Source organism: Leucobacter celer subsp. astrifaciens (genome assembly GCF_001273835.1).
Classification (GTDB): Bacteria; Actinomycetota; Actinomycetes; order Actinomycetales; family Microbacteriaceae; genus Leucobacter; species Leucobacter celer.
Genome location: NZ_JHEI01000145.1, coordinates 76561 through 91197 on the forward strand (window position 1 = coordinate 76561; position 14637 = coordinate 91197).

Genomic DNA, 14637 nt, shown 5'->3' on the forward strand with positions numbered 1-14637 from the left:
GTGTAAGGGGGTCACGCATGGGGCGCGGCCGTCAGAAGGCAAAGCACACCAAGGTCGCCAGGGAGCTGAAGTATTTCAGTCCCAACACGAACCTCTCGGAGCTCGAGCGGGAACTCGCCATGAACGCGGAGCGCAACGCGAACGAGGACCCCTGGGAGGAGTACGCGAGCAAGTACAACGACGAGGACGAAGACGAGAGCTGAGCTTCGTTACGCCGCTTTACGCGAAAGGGCCGCCCTCTTCCAGGGGCGGCCCTTTCGCTGTCCCGCTCAGCCCTGCTTGCCCTGAGCCGCGACGGCTGCGGCACCCGCTGCTGCGGCTTCGGGATCGAGGTAGCGACCGGGCGCGGCGGGCGTGCCATCCTCGTTGATCTCGTAGACGAGCGGCATGCCCGTCGGGATGTTGAGTCCCGCGATGTCGGCGTCGGAGATGCCGTCGAGGTGCTTCACGAGCGCGCGCAGGGAGTTGCCGTGCGCGGTGACGAGCACGGTCTTGCCCGTGTTCAGCTCGGCGAGGATCTCACTCTCCCAGTAGGGCACGAGTCGATCGATGACGTCCTTCAGGCACTCCGTGCGCGGCAGCTCGCCGTCGATGCCCGTGTACCGCGGATCCCCCGACTGCGACCACTCGCTCGAGTCGTCGAGCACGGGCGGCGGGGTGTCGAACGAGCGGCGCCACTCCATGAACTGATCCTCGCCGTACTTCTGCAGGGTCTCCGCCTTGTCGAGGCCCTGCAGGGCGCCGTAGTGGCGCTCGTTGAGCCGCCACGAGCGCGTCACCGGAATCCACAGCCGGTCAGCACTGTCGAGCGCCAGATTGGCCGTCTGGATGGCGCGGCTGAGCACCGAGGTGTACAGCACGTCGGGGAGAATCCCCGACTCGGCGAGCAGCTCGCCGGCGCGAGCCGCCTCGCTCCGCCCCTGCTCGGTGAGCCGCACATCGACCCATCCGGTGAACAAGTTCTTCTGGTTCCACTCGCTCTGGCCGTGGCGGAGCAGGATCAGCGTATTCGTCATGCCTGCAAGTCTATTAGAGGCGCTTCAGGCGGGGGATGTCGCGCACCGATCCGGCGTCGGCGGGCACGATGACCTCCTGCGCCGCGGCGATGATCTCCCCCGGTGCTGCGGCGGGATCCGCGCCCTCCGGGCCGCCGCGCACCTCCAGCCGCGCGTCCTCGGCGACCGAGCGCTTCAGCTGCGCCAGCGCGATGCCGCCCCACTCATGGTGCAGGACGGCGCGGGTCACGCGGCCGACGGGCCGGGCCGCGGGGTCCGCGGCGGATCCCGCGAGGTACACGAGCGCACCCGCCGTCGGCAGCTCTCCTCCCGAACCGTCGAGGTGCAGCATCGCGAGCCTGCGCGGCGGGTGTCCGAGATTGTGCACCTTCGCCACCGTCTCCTGCCCGCGATAGCACCCCTTGTTCAGGTGCACCGCCGTGCGCAGCCAGTCGAACTCGTGCGGGATCGCGCGCTCATCGGCGTCGGCGTGCTGCGAGGGGCGCCAGGCGCGCACCTCGAGCGCCTCGAGCGCCAGCAGACCGGCCGTGCGCAGCTCGCCCGAACCGGGAACGGAGCCCGAGGCGGCGGGTGCCACGATCCGCGCGATCTCGGCCAGCCGCTCACGCGGGAACACGAACTGCGAGGCCGTCCACTCCTCGCCCGGATGCGCGCCGCGCGCGTACTGCACGCCGCCGGGCGCCACGGCCGCCCAGGGATCGCGCCACTCGACGAGCGGTTCGGCCGCCCGCAGCGCGTCGGCGGCCGGGCCGTCGAACGCCAGCACCGCGGCGTACTCCGACGACACGTCCTGCACTTCGACGCGCAGCGCGAATCGCATGCGCAGCAGGAATTCCGCGAGGGGACCGGCTGATCCCTCGTCGACCAGCAGCCAGCTGCGCTCGCCGTCGTCGACGAGCCGGATCGCCCGTTCGATGCGGCCGTTCGCGTCGAGCAGCAGCGTCTCGACGCTCTCACCGGGCTGCAGACCGATGAGCTGCTGACTCGTCATCGAGTGCAGCCAGTTCAGTCGATCGGGCCCCGAGACGGTGAGGACACCGCGATGGGAGAGGTCGACGGCAGCACGACCCGCTTCGAGCGCTCGCTGCTCGGGCAGCGGCTCTCCGTAGTGCGCGGCGACACCGGCTTCGGGATCGGCCACGGCCCCCGGCAGATCAAGGAACGGATTCATCGCTCACCGCGCGGGAGGCACTCGAGGAATCTCAGCGCTGGCCCTTGAAGAGCTTGTAGATGACCGTGCCGGAGACCCAGGCGATCGCCAGCGACGCCAGACCGAGGAGTCCGAGGAAGAAGAGTTCGAGCGCGAGAAGCATGACGCCAGTCTACACCGACCCGCGGCGGCGGGATTCGAGCCCGATCCCACGCTCATCCCCGCCCCGGCTCGCGCCCGAAGCATCGACTCAGTCGAGCAACAGACCGATGACGTCGATCACCGCGATCACCAGCACCGACCCGGCCACGCTGAACGCGACCCGCGTGATGAAGCCCTCCCGCTGCGCCGTGCCGAGCTGGAGCCCGAATGTCACGAGTGTGCTCACCCCGATGGCGAAGGCCAGCCATGAGAAGCGCGCCTCCCCCGAGACGAACAGCGTCACCAGCACTCCGATCACCGCGGCGACCGCCCACGCCACGATCAGCCGCGGAATGTGCCACGAGTGCGCGGTCGGCATCTCGGGTGCGTCGTCGGGTGTGCTCACGGCCCCATCCTCCCATATCCTCCCTCGCAACCGCTCGAGTAACATCGGCGAAACGGACGCGAAACAGAGCGCGCAGTACTATTGCCTCGGAACGAACGAACGGTAAAAGGAGGCGGATCGATGCAGCTGCTCTGCCTCACTGATCGTGATCCCGCGGATTCTCTTCCCGGGCTCGACCTGCTGCCCCACGAGGTGCGCACCTCCCCGCTCTCGCTGCGCGTGCCGGAATCGATGGCCGAGCGGTTCGACGCGATCATCGTCGACGGCACCCTCGACGCCCGGCGGGCGCGCTCCGCCTGTCTCAGCCTGGCGGACGGAGCGGCCACGCCCCGCATCGTCGTGCTTCCCGAGGTCGCGCTCACCGCGCTCACCGTCGAGTGGGGCGTGAGCGAGCTGCTGCTGCCCACCGCGAGCCCCGCCGAGATCGAGCTGCGCCTGCGCCTGCTCGAGCGGCCCGCCACAGCTGCACCCCCGCCCGCGGTCCAGGCCGCGGGCGTTGTCATTGACGAATCGAATTTCACTGCGCGGCTCTTCGGCCGGCCGCTCGACCTCACGTACAAGGAGTTCGAGCTGCTGCACTTCCTCGCGGGGCATCCGGGCCGCGTCTTCACCCGGGAGCAGCTGCTGAGCGAGGTCTGGGGCACCGATTACTTCGGCGGCACCCGCACGGTCGATGTGCACGTACGACGGCTGCGCGCCAAGCTGGGCGATCACGAGGGGCTCATCAGCACGGTTCGGGGCGTGGGCTACGGCTTCGCACGGGCCAGAGCCGAGGACGAGGACGAGTAGCCTGGTCTCCCGAGGCACCGACCACCGAGAGGGAGCGCGATCATGACGGAGCGGCTGGCTGTCCACGAGGCGACCGAGGATCGGGCGTTCGAGTCCGCCCGCGAGCTCATCGCCGCGGCCGAGGCCGCCGACGGCCGCTCCCCCGTGTCGGATCAGGCCCTGCTCGCCGCGGCGCAGGGGCAGCGCGCGCTGCTGCTGTTCGCGGAGCAGGGAGGCGCTCGGGATCCCTCGGCGGTCGGCATCATCGGCCAGGGCGAGGTCGACCTCGTCGTGCACCCGGACGAGCGAGGGCGAGGGATCGGAGCGGCGGCGCTCGGGATCCTGCTCGCGCGCGGCGCCGGCTCGGAGAGCTCCGAGCTGCGCGCCTGGGCGCACGGCGACAATCCTGCCGCCGACGCGCTGCTGAAGCGGGCGGGATTCGAGCCGGTCCGCTCCCTGTACCGAATGGCGCTGGATCCCGCGCTGCTGCCGATCGGCGGGCCGGATCCCCTCGCGCTCCCCGTTCCCCCCGGGCTGCGTCTCAGAGCCTTCGATCCCGAGCGCCCCGGCGACCCCGCGGCCTGGGTGCGCGCCAACGCCGCGGCCTTCGCCGCGCACCCCGAGCAGGGGCGCATCACCGAGGCCGACTTCGCGCTCATGCGGCAAGAGGAGTGGTTCGATGCGGGCGATCTGATCCTGCTCGCCGAGGAGCCGGGCGATGAACTGGCGGGATCCACGTGGATCAAGACGGTGCGCTCCGAATCCGGCGAGCCCGAGGAGTGCGAGCTCTACGCGGTAGGAGTGCGGCCCGAGTACGCGGGCCGCGGTCTCGGCGGGCTGCTGCTCGACGTCACGCTCGCGCGCATGGCGCAGCACGGCCCGACGCGGGTGACGCTCTACGTCGACGGCGAGAACGAGCGCGCCGTGCGCATGTACGAGCACGCGTCGTTCACCATTGATTCACGCAGCCGTCAGTGGTCGAGACCGGCTTTGTCGGCGGTCGATGCCAGAATGGATCCATGAGCGAAGAGAACACCGAGACGACCGGCCGCGAAGAGGCTCCGGCGGCCGGCCTCGCCGCCGAGCTGCCGGCCGACCGCTACATCGACCGCGAGCTGAGCTGGCTGGCGTTCAACCAGCGCGTGCTCGAGCTCGCCGAGGACCCGACGATCCCGCTGCTCGAGCGCGCCAACTTCCTCGCCATCTTCGCGTCCAACCTCGACGAGTTCTTCATGGTGCGCGTCGCCGGCCTCAGGCGCCGCATCGTGACCGGCCTCGCCGTACCCACCAACGTGGGTCGGGCTCCCACCGATGTGCTCGCCGACATCAACCGCACCGCCTACGATCTGCAGCTGCGGCACGCGCACTGCTTCCGCGATCAGGTGCAGCCCGCGCTCGCCGAGGAGGGCGTGCGCATCGTCGACTGGGAGCAGCTCGACGACGCCGACCGCGAGATCCTCACCGACTACTACGAGCAGCACATCTATCCGGTGCTCATGCCGCTCGCGGTCGATCCGGCGCACCCGTTCCCGTACATCTCGGGCCGAGCGCTCAACCTCTCGATCCGCGTGCGCAACCCGCGCACCGACAAGGTCGAGTTCGCGCGACTCAAGGTGCCGCAGATGATCCCCCGCTACGTGCGCGTGGATCGCCGAGAGAGCGCCGACGACGTGCGCTTCATCCCGCTCGAGGGTCTCATCGCCAACCAGCTCGACGGACTCTTCCCCGGCATGGAGGTCATCGACCACCACGTCTTCCGCGTCACGCGCAACGAAGACATGGAGATCGAGGAGGACGAGACCGAGAACCTCATCCAGGCCCTCGAGAAGGAGCTGCTGCGGCGGCGCTTCGGTCCCCCGATCCGCCTCGAGATCTCCGACGACATGGACGAGGCCACCCTCGAGCTGCTGGTGCGCGAGTTCGACATCGACGAGCAGCAGGTCTACACGCTGCCCGCCCCGCTCGACCTCAACGGTCTCTTCGCGCTCACCCGCATCGCGCGCCCGGACCTCAAGTTCAAGCCGCACATCCCCGTCACGGCCCCGCAGTTCCGCACCAGCTCGCCCAGCGAGAAGCCCGACACCTTCTCCGCGATCGCGCGCCGCGAGGTGCTCGTGCATCACCCCTACGAGTCGTTCTCGACGAGCGTGCAGGCGTTCGTCGAGCAGGCCGCCACCGACCCCGACGTCCTCGCCATCAAGCAGACGCTCTACCGCACCTCGGGCGACAGCCCCATCGTGGCCGCGCTCATCAAGGCCGCGGAGGCCGGCAAGCAGGTGCTCGCCCTCGTCGAGGTGAAGGCCCGCTTCGATGAGGAGGCCAACATCACGTGGGCCCGCAAGCTCGAGCAGGCCGGCGTGCACGTCGTCTACGGGCTCGTCGGGCTGAAGACGCACTGCAAGCTCGTGCAGGTGATCCGCGAGGAGGGCGGGCGCCTGGCGCACTACTGCCACATCGGCACGGGCAACTACAACCCCAAGACCAGCCGCATCTACGAGGACTTCGGGCTCTTCACGGCCTCCCCGGAGGTGGGCCGGGACGTGACCAAGCTGTTCAACGTGCTCTCGGGCTACGCCATCGAGACCGATTACGATCGCCTGCTCGTCGCCCCGCTGCAGTTGCGCAGCGGTCTGCTCGAGCGCATCGAGCGCGAGGCGGACCACGCGCGCGCCGGCCACCCGAGCGGCATCAAGCTCAAGGCCAACTCCATGGTCGACGAGACGATCATCGACGCCCTGTACCGCGCCGGCCAGGCCGGTGTGCCCATCGAGGTGTGGGTGCGCGGTATCTGCTCGATCCGGGCCGGGGTACCCGGACTCTCCGAGAACATCAGCGTGCGCTCCGTGCTGGGCCGCTACCTCGAGCACTCGCGCATCTACTCGTTCGAGAACCGGGGCGAGCGCGAGACCTTCATCGGCAGCGCCGACCTCATGCACCGCAATCTCGATCGCCGCATCGAGGTGCTCGTGCAGCTCTCCGACCGCGAGCACCTGGCGCGCGTCGACCGCTTCTTCGGCTTCGCGTTCAGCGATGACGTGTCCTCGTGGCGCATGCTGCCCGACGGCAGCTGGCAGCGCCGCGTGGTGAGCGAGGAGGGCGAGCCGCTGCCCGATCTGCAGGACCTCGTGATGACCGATCGCACGGAGGCGCGATCGCGGAGGGCCAGGTGAGCGGGGGCACCAAGAAGACCTCGCAGGAGGAAGTCCTCGCGTCCGGTACCGTCTGCTGGCGACGCGTCTTCGATGAGCACGGGGACTCGCGATTCCTGGTCCTCCTCATCCACCGCACGAAGCAGCGCGACGTGTCGTTCCCCAAGGGCAAGCTCGATCCGGGCGAGAGCATGCCTCAGGCCGCAGTGCGCGAGACGCTGGAGGAGACCGGTCTGTCCGTCACGCTCGGCGTCAATCTCGGGACGATCCACTACGAGCTGAGCGGCAACCGCACCAAGACCGTGCAGTACTGGGCCGCCAAGGTACGGGAGGAGACGCTGCAGACTTCGACGTTCACTCCCAACCGCGAGGTCGAGGCGATCGAGTGGGTGCCGATCGACGCGGTGCGCAAACGACTCAGCTACAAGGCCGATCGGGAGCTGTTCGACGTGTTCCTCCGTCTCGCCTCCCGCGATCTGATCGATTCCTTCTCGGTCACGCTGCTGCGGCACGCCAAAGCGGAGCCGCGCGGCGGTGCCCGCCGCGCGGACCATCTCCGGCCGCTCACCCCCGACGGCGAGGGGCAGGCCGAGACGCTCGCCCCGATCCTCGCAGCGTTCGGGCCCAGCCGCATTTACTCCTCCACCGCGACGCGCTGCCTCGCCACCGTCGCACCGCTGGCCTCGTATCTGCGCAAGCGCGTCCGCGCGAAGCGCTCGCTCAGCCAGGACTTCTGGGACGAGGGTGACCTCGCCTCGCTGCGACGGCGCATGGGCAAGATCGTCGCGCGCGGCAAGAACACCGTGGTCTGCAGTCATCGCCCCGTGCTGCCCGACCTCGCCCGCGAGCTCATGCTGGCCACGGGAAGCCCCCCCGGCTCCTACCTCAACGCGTCGGTGGCGCTGCCTCCGGCCGGGTTCTCCGTGTTCCACTTCTCGCGCCACCATCCGGACGCCGGGATCCTCGGCGTCGAGACCTACCCGCTCAAGCACTGAGCCCGGCGGCCGCGTGCCGTCAGACGCAGGAGCCGGCGGCGACCGGTGCACCCAACTCCGGCGCGAGAGCCAGCACCGGAGCGAGTTCTTCCATCGAGAGCGCGAAGCCGACATTCGGCGTCGCATCCGCGCGTGCGAAGATCATCCCCGCGACAGCTCCGTCGGCCGTGAGGAGCGGGCCTCCCGAGTTGCCGGGCTCGACCAGGCCCGCGATCCTGATCGTCGATCGCGACACCGCGGCGGTGCCGTAGATGTCCGTGGCGGTCGCCTGCCCGGCTGAGAGCACCGCGGCGCTGCGTGACACGAACGGGCCGCCGTAGGGGTGCCCCTGGAAGAACACGGTGGTCCCGGGCTGCGGTGTCGTGCTGAACGGCAGCGCCACGGCATGGAGACCGCTCGCGGAGAGCACCGCGATGTCGGCTCCGGGATCGAAGTAGACCACACTCGCCGAGCGCGGCAGTTCGCCTCGGGCCTCGACGACGACCTCGCTGGAGCCGGCGACGACGTGGGCGTTGGTCATCACGAGCCCGTCGCCGATGACGAAGCCGCTGCCCGAGCTCGAGGCGCTGCAGCTGGGTGCGCTCGTCGTGATGCGGAGCACCGAGGCCGACGCGATTCGCAGCGCCTCGGTGTCGGCATCGGTGTCGGGAACCTCGGCGTCGACGACGCCGGCCGCATCGAGCACCGTCGGGATGCCGTCCTCGATCGCGATGGATCGGATGCGGGCGAGCGCGGACTCGACCGGCGCCGGAACCACGTCCTCCAGGAACCGCAGCACCGTCGACGAGGCGACGGCCTGGGTGGCGCCCGGCACGCCGGAGCTCCCGACGCTCATCGAGAGGATCAGCAGCACCGCCACCGAGGTGACCAGGCCCGCAGCGCCGCCGAGAAGACGATCGACGACGCCGAGGCCGACCCGGTGCACCGGTCGACGAACGGCGCGGGCGATCATCTCGCCGATCGAGACGCCGATCACGATCAGCCCGAGCCCCGCGGCGAGCGCCGCCACGACGTTCCAGCCGGCCACCGGCACCTGCGCCGAGACGATCGGCATCACGACGAGTGCCGCTGCACCGCCCGCGACGAGTCCGGCCACCGTTCCCAGGGCGCGCAGCAGCCCGCGGGCGAGACCGGACGCCACCGCGGAGACGATGACGAGCACCACGAAGATGTCGATGATGAGACCGACGGACATGCGCCTACTCTACGGAAACAACCCGGGAGATCCGTGGCAGGGGGCCTCGGCCGTCATCCTGCGCGAAGGCGAGGAACGAGCCGGAGTCGCAGGATCTCCCGCTGAGATCCTGCGACTCGCACCAACGCTGTGGCTCCGCCGCGGAATGCGCAAAACGCTGGCGCGTTTTGCCCAAGCATTCCGCGCACGCAGGATGACGGATAGCGCCCCTTTACTACTCCTGAGTGATCAGCCACTCCCTGGCACCGCTGCCGTCTGCCCCCATGCTGTTGACGGTGGCTCGGGTGCGCTCCAGTACACCCGCGTCGAACTCGGGCGACTGGCACACGCCCTGCGGCTGATCCGGCATCACCGAGCACCACTTGTAGCGGCCGTCCTGGGTGTTGGTCGCCGCGTTCCAGGACACATCGTTGGTCGTCCAGGAGCCGTCGGGCTGCTTGGCGAACTGCACCCGCGTCATCAGGAACTCGTTGTTCACCTGCTGCGCGGGTGCCGCGGACTCGCTGATGGCGTTGCCGGTGCCGTAGAGGATCCACTTGCCGCCGTAGTTCTCGAGCGGCTGCACCGCGTGCGCGTGGTGCTGGTAGACGAAGTCGAAGAGCCCGCTGTCGTGCAGCTGGTGTGCGAGTTCCATCTGACCGGGAGTGGGCTGCGACCAGTACTCCTCGCCGATGTGCTGCACGCCGATCACGATCTCGGCACCCATCTCGCGCGCCTTCTCCGCCTTCGCGATCGCCCGCTCCGGATCGACGCGGGGCTCCTCCTCGCGGTAGTCGACCTGCCACTCGTACTCGGCATGGAGGCCGTTCAGCGAGAAGGTCGAGGCGATGACGGCGATCTTCACTCCGTTGGCCTCGACGATGAGCGGCACATCGCGCTCGCCCTCCGCGCGGTACGAGCCGGTGTGCGCGATGCCGACGGCGTCGAGCTCGTCGAGCGTGCGCAGCAGCCCCTCGGTGCCCTGATCCACCGTGTGATTCGAGGCCGTCGTGCACACGTCGTAGCCGATCTCCTTGACCGCTGCCGCCAGCTCGGGCGGCGTGCTGAAGGCCGGATAGCCCGCGTAGGGGCCGCCGACGGGTGCGAGCGGCGTCTCCATCTGGCAGATCGCGAGATCGGTGCGGTCGAGGTAGGCGCGCTGCCCCTCGAGCAGCGGCACGAAGTCGAAATTGCGCCCTTCCGCGTCGGTCGGGATCGCGTACTGGCTCCAGAGCCCCTCGTGGAACAGCAGATCGCCCGTCACCGCCACGCTGACGCAGTGATCGCCGGGGCACTCGGGCCCCGCACCCGGCTGAGGCTCGGGCTCCGGTTCCGGCTCGGGTGCCTGCGTCGTGGCCGGCTTCGGCTCCTCGACGACGGGTGCGGCGTCCGGCTCGGGAGCGCAGCCGGCCATCCCCACCAGCACGGCGAAGGCCACCCCGACAGTCGCGATCTTGTTCATTCGAGTCACGCAGAACATGCTACCGTTCCCCGTTTCCGGCCACTTTCCATCCCCGCGAGTTCACCCGCTGTTCACCCGCCGGCAGACCGCGCGTCACCCGGCTTCTCTAGCGTGGACATGTGGTCGTTCGCGGCCATGCACTCCCATCCGCTCCCAGATTGGATCATTCCCAAAGTGAAGCTTTCAGCATTCGCCAAGGTTGCAGCCATCGGCGGCATCGCCGCCCTCACGCTCACGTCCTGCGCCGCCAACGAGTCGGCCCCGGAGGCTCCTGCCGACGGGAGCAGCGCTTCGGCCTCCTCGCTCGCCGGCGAGCTCGTCGGTGCGGGAGCATCCTCGCAGGGCTCGGCTCAGGAGGCCTGGGTCACCGGCTTCCAGACCGCCCACACGGGTGTCACCGTGAACTACGATCCCACCGGCTCGGGTGCGGGTCGCGAGACCTTCCAGCAGGGCGCCAGCTCCTTCGCGGGCTCGGATCGCGCGTTCAAGCTCGAGGAGATCGAGGCAGGACCCTTCGACGGCTGCGCGACGAACGACATCGTCGAGTTCCCGGCGTACATCTCCCCCATCGCCGTGATCTTCAATGTCGAGGGCGTCGACTCGCTGAAGCTCGACGCACCGACCGTGGCCAAGATCTTCACCGGTGAGATCACCAAGTGGAACGATGACGCCATCGCCTCGCAGAACGACGGCGTCGATCTCCCCGACCTCAACATCACCGCGGTGCACCGCTCGGACGAGTCGGGCACCACCGGCAACTTCACCGACTACCTCGCCGAGGCCGCGTCCAGCGACTGGACCGTCGGCTCGATCGAGTCGTGGCCGACCGAGTTCGGCGGCGAGGGCGCTCAGGGCACCTCGGGTGTCGTGGAGGCCGTGACCAACGGTGTGGGCACCATCGGATACGCCGACGCCTCGCGCGCCGGCGAGCTCGGCACCGTCGAGATCAAGGTGGGCGACGAGTACGTCGCCTACTCGCCCGAAGCCGCCGCCGCGATCGTCGACGCCTCGCCGCTCGAGGAGGGTCGCACCGACCACGACCTCGCGATCAAGCTCGACCGCACCTCGACCGAGGCCGGCGTCTACCCGATCGTGCTCGTGAGCTACCTCATCGGCTGCGAGCAGTACGCGGACGCGAACAACGCCGAGCTGGTCAAGGAGTACTTCGGGTACATCGTGAGCGAGGAGGGTCAGGCTGCCGGTGCCGAGTCGGCCGGCAGCGCTCCGATCTCCGCCGATCTCCGCAGCAAGGTGCAGACCGCGATCGCAGCCATCAGCTGAGAGCGCTCGGAGCGGACGCCGGTCCCTCGACCGACCGGCGTCCGCTCTGCTGCGAGGCTCGCCTCATTCGAATAGCATTCGAACAACGGATCCTCGCCCCTCCATCCCCGACCGCACCAATTTCGGAGTCTCAGTGACCGCCACCTCCGCCCCTGCCAAACCGGTGCTCAGCCTCGGCGACCGCGTGTTCTCGCGCTCCGCGGTGTTCGCGGGCAGCATGATCCTCGTCACCCTCGCCGCCGTCGCGATCTTCCTCATCGCCCGAAGCCTGCCGGCGTTCGTCGCGACCGATGAGAGCGCCTCGCTGCTCACCACCAACTTCTGGGCCTACGTCGGCCCCCTCGTCTTCGGCACGGTGTGGGCGGCGACCCTGGCCCTCCTCATCGCGCTGCCCCTCTCCATCGGCATCGCGCTCTTCATCTCGCACTACGCGCCCCGGCAGCTGGCTCAGGTGCTCGGATACATCGTCGACCTGCTCGCCGCCGTGCCCAGCGTGGTCTTCGGCCTCTGGGGCATCGGGGTACTGGCTCCCGCCGCGCAGCCGGTCTTCGTGTGGCTCAATGAGTACCTCGGCTGGATCCCGTTCTTCGGCGGCACTGCCAGCGGCACCGGCCGCACGATCCTCACCGCCGCACTCGTGCTCGCGGTCATGATCCTGCCGATCATGACCGCGATCTGCCGCGAGGTGTTCCTGCAGGCCCCCGCACTGCACGAGGAGGCCGCCCTCGCTCTCGGTGCGACCCGCTGGGAGATGATCCGCCTCGCCGTGCTCCCCTTCGGGCGGCCGGGCATCGTCTCCGCGGCCATGCTCGGGCTCGGGCGCGCACTCGGCGAGACGATGGCCGTCGCCATGGTGCTGTCGGCCACCGGCATCATCTCCTTCCGTCTGCTCACGTCGGAGAATCCCTCCACCATCGCGGCGAACATCGCGCTCTCCTTCCCCGAGGCCTACGGCGAGAACATCAACGTGCTCATCGCCACCGGCCTCATCCTGTTCGTCGTCACCTTCCTCGTCAACGCGGTCGCTCGCTGGATCGTCTCCCGCCGCGCTGAGTTCTCGGGCGCCAACTGATGCTGCAGCAGTCAAGAAGCAAAGAAAAGAGGAACGATCCCGTGGCTCTCACCGTTCGCCCCGTCCGCGCGGGCTCCGCTCTCGCCGGCAACCGGCTGGCGCGCAACACCCCCTGGATCGTGCTCGCGGCGGCGCTCGTCGCCTCGTTCGCGCTCTTCGGGCTGCTCGCGCTCGCATCGGGCGGAGAATTCTCCGTCGTCGGCGCGGTACTGATCGGGGCCATCGCCTATCTGGTGGTCATCACGGTCATGTCCGCCTCGGTCGAAGGCCGGCGGCAGGCCACCGACCGGCTCGTGACGGGTCTCGTCGCCGGCGCGTTCCTGCTCGCCATGGTGCCGCTCATCTCGGTCTCCATCACCGTGGTCAGCAACGGCCTCGCACGATTCGACGCGGAGTTCTTCAACTCCTCGATGCGCAACGTCACCGGCGAGGGCGGTGGTGCACTGCACGCCATGGTCGGCACGCTGCTCATCACGCTGGCTGCGACGATCATCTCGGTGCCCCTCGGGCTCATGACCTCGATCTATCTCGTCGAGTACGGCCGCGGTCGCCTCGCCAAGACCATCACGTTCCTCGTCGACGTGATGACGGGCATCCCCTCGATCGTGGCCGGTCTCTTCGCGTACGCGCTCTTCGCGGTGTTCCTCGGACCCGGCGTGCGGATGGGCATCGTCGGAGCGGTCGCGCTCTCGGTGCTGATGATCCCGGTCGTGGTGCGCTCGAGCGAGGAGATGCTGCGGGGCGGTTTCAGGGGGCTAGCGCAACGCCGGTGAGTAGTGTTCCTAGCCTCTCACGCGGTGTCGCCCAGTCCAGTGTCTTGCGCGGGCGGTCGTTGAGAAGGTCCTGCATGTGTGCGATCTCTTCCCCGGTGACTTGGTTGAAGTTCGTGCCCTTGGGATAGAAGTCCCGGACCAGGCCGTTGAGGTTCTCGTTCGAGCCGCGCTGCCAGGGCGAGTGCGGATCACAGAAATACATGGCGCATCCCGTAGCGATGGTGAAGCTGCGATGCTGCGCCATCTCCGGTCCCTGATCCCAGGTGATCGTCTTCACGAACTCGGACGGCAAGGAACGGATCATGCGCTGCATCAACTCGATCACCGTCATCGAGTCCCGTGTTCCGGGAAGCCGCCCGATCAGCGCGAACCGGGTCTGCCGCTCCACCAGGGTCACCAGGCCAGAGTTCCCGGGACCGACCACGAGATCACCTTCCCAATGCCCGGGGACTGCCCGGTCTGCCACCTCGGCGGGACGATCCGATAACCGTGCCCCGTCGAGCCAGGGCCGGTTCGACCGGCGGGGAAGTTTTGACTGCGGAACCCTGCCCGTACGCCCAGACCGGAGTGCTTTCTCGACCGTGAGCTCGTGCCGGAGCGCGCCTTTGCCCTGCACGTAGAGCGCTTGATAGATCGTTTCGTGGGACACCTGCAGCTCCGGATGATCGGGATAGTCCACGCGGAGCCGCTGCGCGACTTGTTGCGGGGAGTGCTTCTGATTCAACCCTGCCACGACCCGCGCCCGTAACACGGGGTCGGCGAGTTTCCTAGGACGGAGGCGCGGACGGGCGGCAAGGGCCCGGTAATGGGCCACCTCGGCGACATACTGACGGTCGCGTCCATGCTGCACGCTATGCGCGGCGAGCTCTCGCGACACCGTCGAGGGAGCCACCCCCAGCTCAGACGCGATCCCCCGCATCGACAGCGGTGTCTCCAGTGACCTCGCGGCCTGAATGAACGCGCGGTCTGAAAGCGTCAACCTTCGGTACTTCCGCGACGCGCTTTCCGGCACGACATCCCTCAGATCAACCGTGTGCGCGCCACCGTGATAGCCCTGAGCGAATTCCATACCCACACGTTTACCCCACCCCGCGATCGTGGTCCTGGGTACACCAGTCCTGCGACTGATCTCGAGCGTGGAATAGCCCTGCACCAAAAGCTGCAAGAGCGGCTCAAGGGCAGACCAAGGCAACAACGTCACGACAGCACCTCCGGGGTCAAAAGCGTTGCGCTAGCCCCCTGAAACCGCC

13 protein-coding genes and 1 pseudogene are annotated in these 14637 nt (G+C 68.8%); 8 read left to right on the forward strand and 6 right to left on the reverse strand.

Annotation, left to right across the window (positions count from 1 at the left end; genetic code table 11):
- Nucleotides 1-17: 17 nt before the first annotated feature.
- Nucleotides 18-203 (forward strand): DUF3073 domain-containing protein, encoded by a 186-nt coding sequence (locus AMS65_RS15970; RefSeq protein ID WP_053385169.1) that lies wholly within the window; start codon nt 18-20, stop codon nt 201-203.
- 66 nt (nt 204-269) lie between these two features.
- On the opposite strand, the gene AMS65_RS15975 is transcribed toward AMS65_RS15970, so the two are convergent.
- The 3 genes from AMS65_RS15975 to AMS65_RS15985 form a co-directional block, all read right to left on the reverse strand.
- Entirely contained in the window at nt 270-1016 is a 747-nt protein-coding gene (locus tag AMS65_RS15975) for a phosphoglyceromutase (protein ID WP_053385170.1), read from the reverse strand.
- 13 nt (nt 1017-1029) lie between these two features.
- Nucleotides 1030-2187: a CAF17-like 4Fe-4S cluster assembly/insertion protein YgfZ gene (ygfZ, locus tag AMS65_RS15980; protein WP_053385171.1), complete on the reverse strand. Its 1158-nt coding sequence runs from the start codon at nt 2185-2187 to the stop codon at nt 1030-1032.
- A gap of 229 nt (nt 2188-2416) precedes the next feature.
- Complete coding sequence (locus tag AMS65_RS15985; protein ID WP_241489477.1) at nt 2417-2713, reverse strand: hypothetical protein; 297 nt, start codon at nt 2711-2713, stop codon at nt 2417-2419.
- Nucleotides 2714-2833: 120 nt separating this feature from the next.
- Here AMS65_RS15985 and AMS65_RS15990 point away from each other — a divergent pair, with 120 nt between their 5' ends.
- From AMS65_RS15990 to AMS65_RS20490, 4 genes are read left to right on the forward strand one after another with little or no spacing between them, the layout of a single operon-like run.
- Complete coding sequence (locus AMS65_RS15990) at nt 2834-3502, forward strand: winged helix-turn-helix transcriptional regulator (protein ID WP_053385172.1); 669 nt, start codon at nt 2834-2836, stop codon at nt 3500-3502.
- A 42-nt stretch (nt 3503-3544) separates the two neighbouring features.
- Nucleotides 3545-4504: a mycothiol synthase gene (gene mshD / locus AMS65_RS15995; protein WP_053385173.1), complete on the forward strand. Its 960-nt coding sequence runs from the start codon at nt 3545-3547 to the stop codon at nt 4502-4504.
- Nucleotides 4501-6651: an RNA degradosome polyphosphate kinase gene (locus tag AMS65_RS16000; protein ID WP_053385174.1), complete on the forward strand. Its 2151-nt coding sequence runs from the start codon at nt 4501-4503 to the stop codon at nt 6649-6651. The genes mshD and AMS65_RS16000 overlap by 4 nt, the downstream gene beginning before the upstream one ends.
- The gene (locus tag AMS65_RS20490; RefSeq protein ID WP_053385175.1) at nt 6648-7625 is read left to right on the forward strand and encodes an NUDIX hydrolase; all 978 of its coding nucleotides are present in this window, start codon (nt 6648-6650) and stop codon (nt 7623-7625) included. Before AMS65_RS16000 ends, AMS65_RS20490 begins: the two co-directional genes overlap by 4 nt.
- A 19-nt stretch (nt 7626-7644) precedes the next feature.
- Here the strand turns inward: AMS65_RS20490 and AMS65_RS16010 are convergent, their stop codons facing one another.
- Nucleotides 7645-8820 carry a MarP family serine protease gene (locus AMS65_RS16010; RefSeq protein ID WP_053385176.1) on the reverse strand — a complete coding sequence of 392 codons (1176 nt, stop codon included), beginning with the start codon at nt 8818-8820 and terminating at the stop codon, nt 7645-7647.
- Between the two features lie 214 nt (nt 8821-9034).
- Complete coding sequence (locus AMS65_RS16015) at nt 9035-10261, reverse strand: CapA family protein (protein WP_157502370.1); 1227 nt, start codon at nt 10259-10261, stop codon at nt 9035-9037.
- Nucleotides 10262-10435: 174 nt separating this feature from the next.
- Here AMS65_RS16015 and pstS point away from each other — a divergent pair, with 174 nt between their 5' ends.
- The 3 genes and pseudogenes from pstS to AMS65_RS16030 all read left to right on the forward strand — a co-directional run.
- Complete coding sequence (pstS, locus tag AMS65_RS16020; protein ID WP_053385177.1) at nt 10436-11542, forward strand: phosphate ABC transporter substrate-binding protein PstS; 1107 nt, start codon at nt 10436-10438, stop codon at nt 11540-11542.
- Nucleotides 11543-11675: 133 nt separating this feature from the next.
- The gene (gene pstC / locus AMS65_RS16025) at nt 11676-12614 is read left to right on the forward strand and encodes a phosphate ABC transporter permease subunit PstC (RefSeq protein ID WP_053385178.1); all 939 of its coding nucleotides are present in this window, start codon (nt 11676-11678) and stop codon (nt 12612-12614) included.
- A pseudogene (locus AMS65_RS16030) lies at nt 12614-13354 on the forward strand (PstA family ABC transporter permease); the annotation flags it as partial. The gene pstC and the pseudogene AMS65_RS16030, both read left to right, overlap by 1 nt.
- A 7-nt stretch (nt 13355-13361) precedes the next feature.
- On the opposite strand, the gene AMS65_RS16035 reads toward AMS65_RS16030, so the two are convergent.
- Nucleotides 13362-14582: an IS30 family transposase gene (locus tag AMS65_RS16035; RefSeq protein WP_449405307.1), complete on the reverse strand. Its 1221-nt coding sequence runs from the start codon at nt 14580-14582 to the stop codon at nt 13362-13364.
- Nucleotides 14583-14637 lie beyond the last annotated feature (55 nt).

Excerpts from the sequence above, each read along its gene's own strand:
- AMS65_RS15970 (WP_053385169.1), top strand. The coding sequence starts at position 18 with ATGGGGCGCGGCCGTCAGAAGGCAAAGCACACCAAGGTCGCCAGGGAG.
- AMS65_RS15975 (WP_053385170.1), bottom strand. The coding sequence starts at position 1,016 with ATGACGAATACGCTGATCCTGCTCCGCCACGGCCAGAGCGAGTGGAAC.
- ygfZ (WP_053385171.1), bottom strand. The coding sequence starts at position 2,187 with ATGAATCCGTTCCTTGATCTGCCGGGGGCCGTGGCCGATCCCGAAGCC.
- AMS65_RS15990 (WP_053385172.1), top strand. The coding sequence starts at position 2,834 with ATGCAGCTGCTCTGCCTCACTGATCGTGATCCCGCGGATTCTCTTCCC.
- mshD (WP_053385173.1), top strand. The coding sequence starts at position 3,545 with ATGACGGAGCGGCTGGCTGTCCACGAGGCGACCGAGGATCGGGCGTTC.
- AMS65_RS16000 (WP_053385174.1), top strand. The coding sequence starts at position 4,501 with ATGAGCGAAGAGAACACCGAGACGACCGGCCGCGAAGAGGCTCCGGCG.
- AMS65_RS16010 (WP_053385176.1), bottom strand. The coding sequence starts at position 8,820 with ATGTCCGTCGGTCTCATCATCGACATCTTCGTGGTGCTCGTCATCGTC.
- AMS65_RS16015 (WP_157502370.1), bottom strand. The coding sequence starts at position 10,261 with ATGAACAAGATCGCGACTGTCGGGGTGGCCTTCGCCGTGCTGGTGGGG.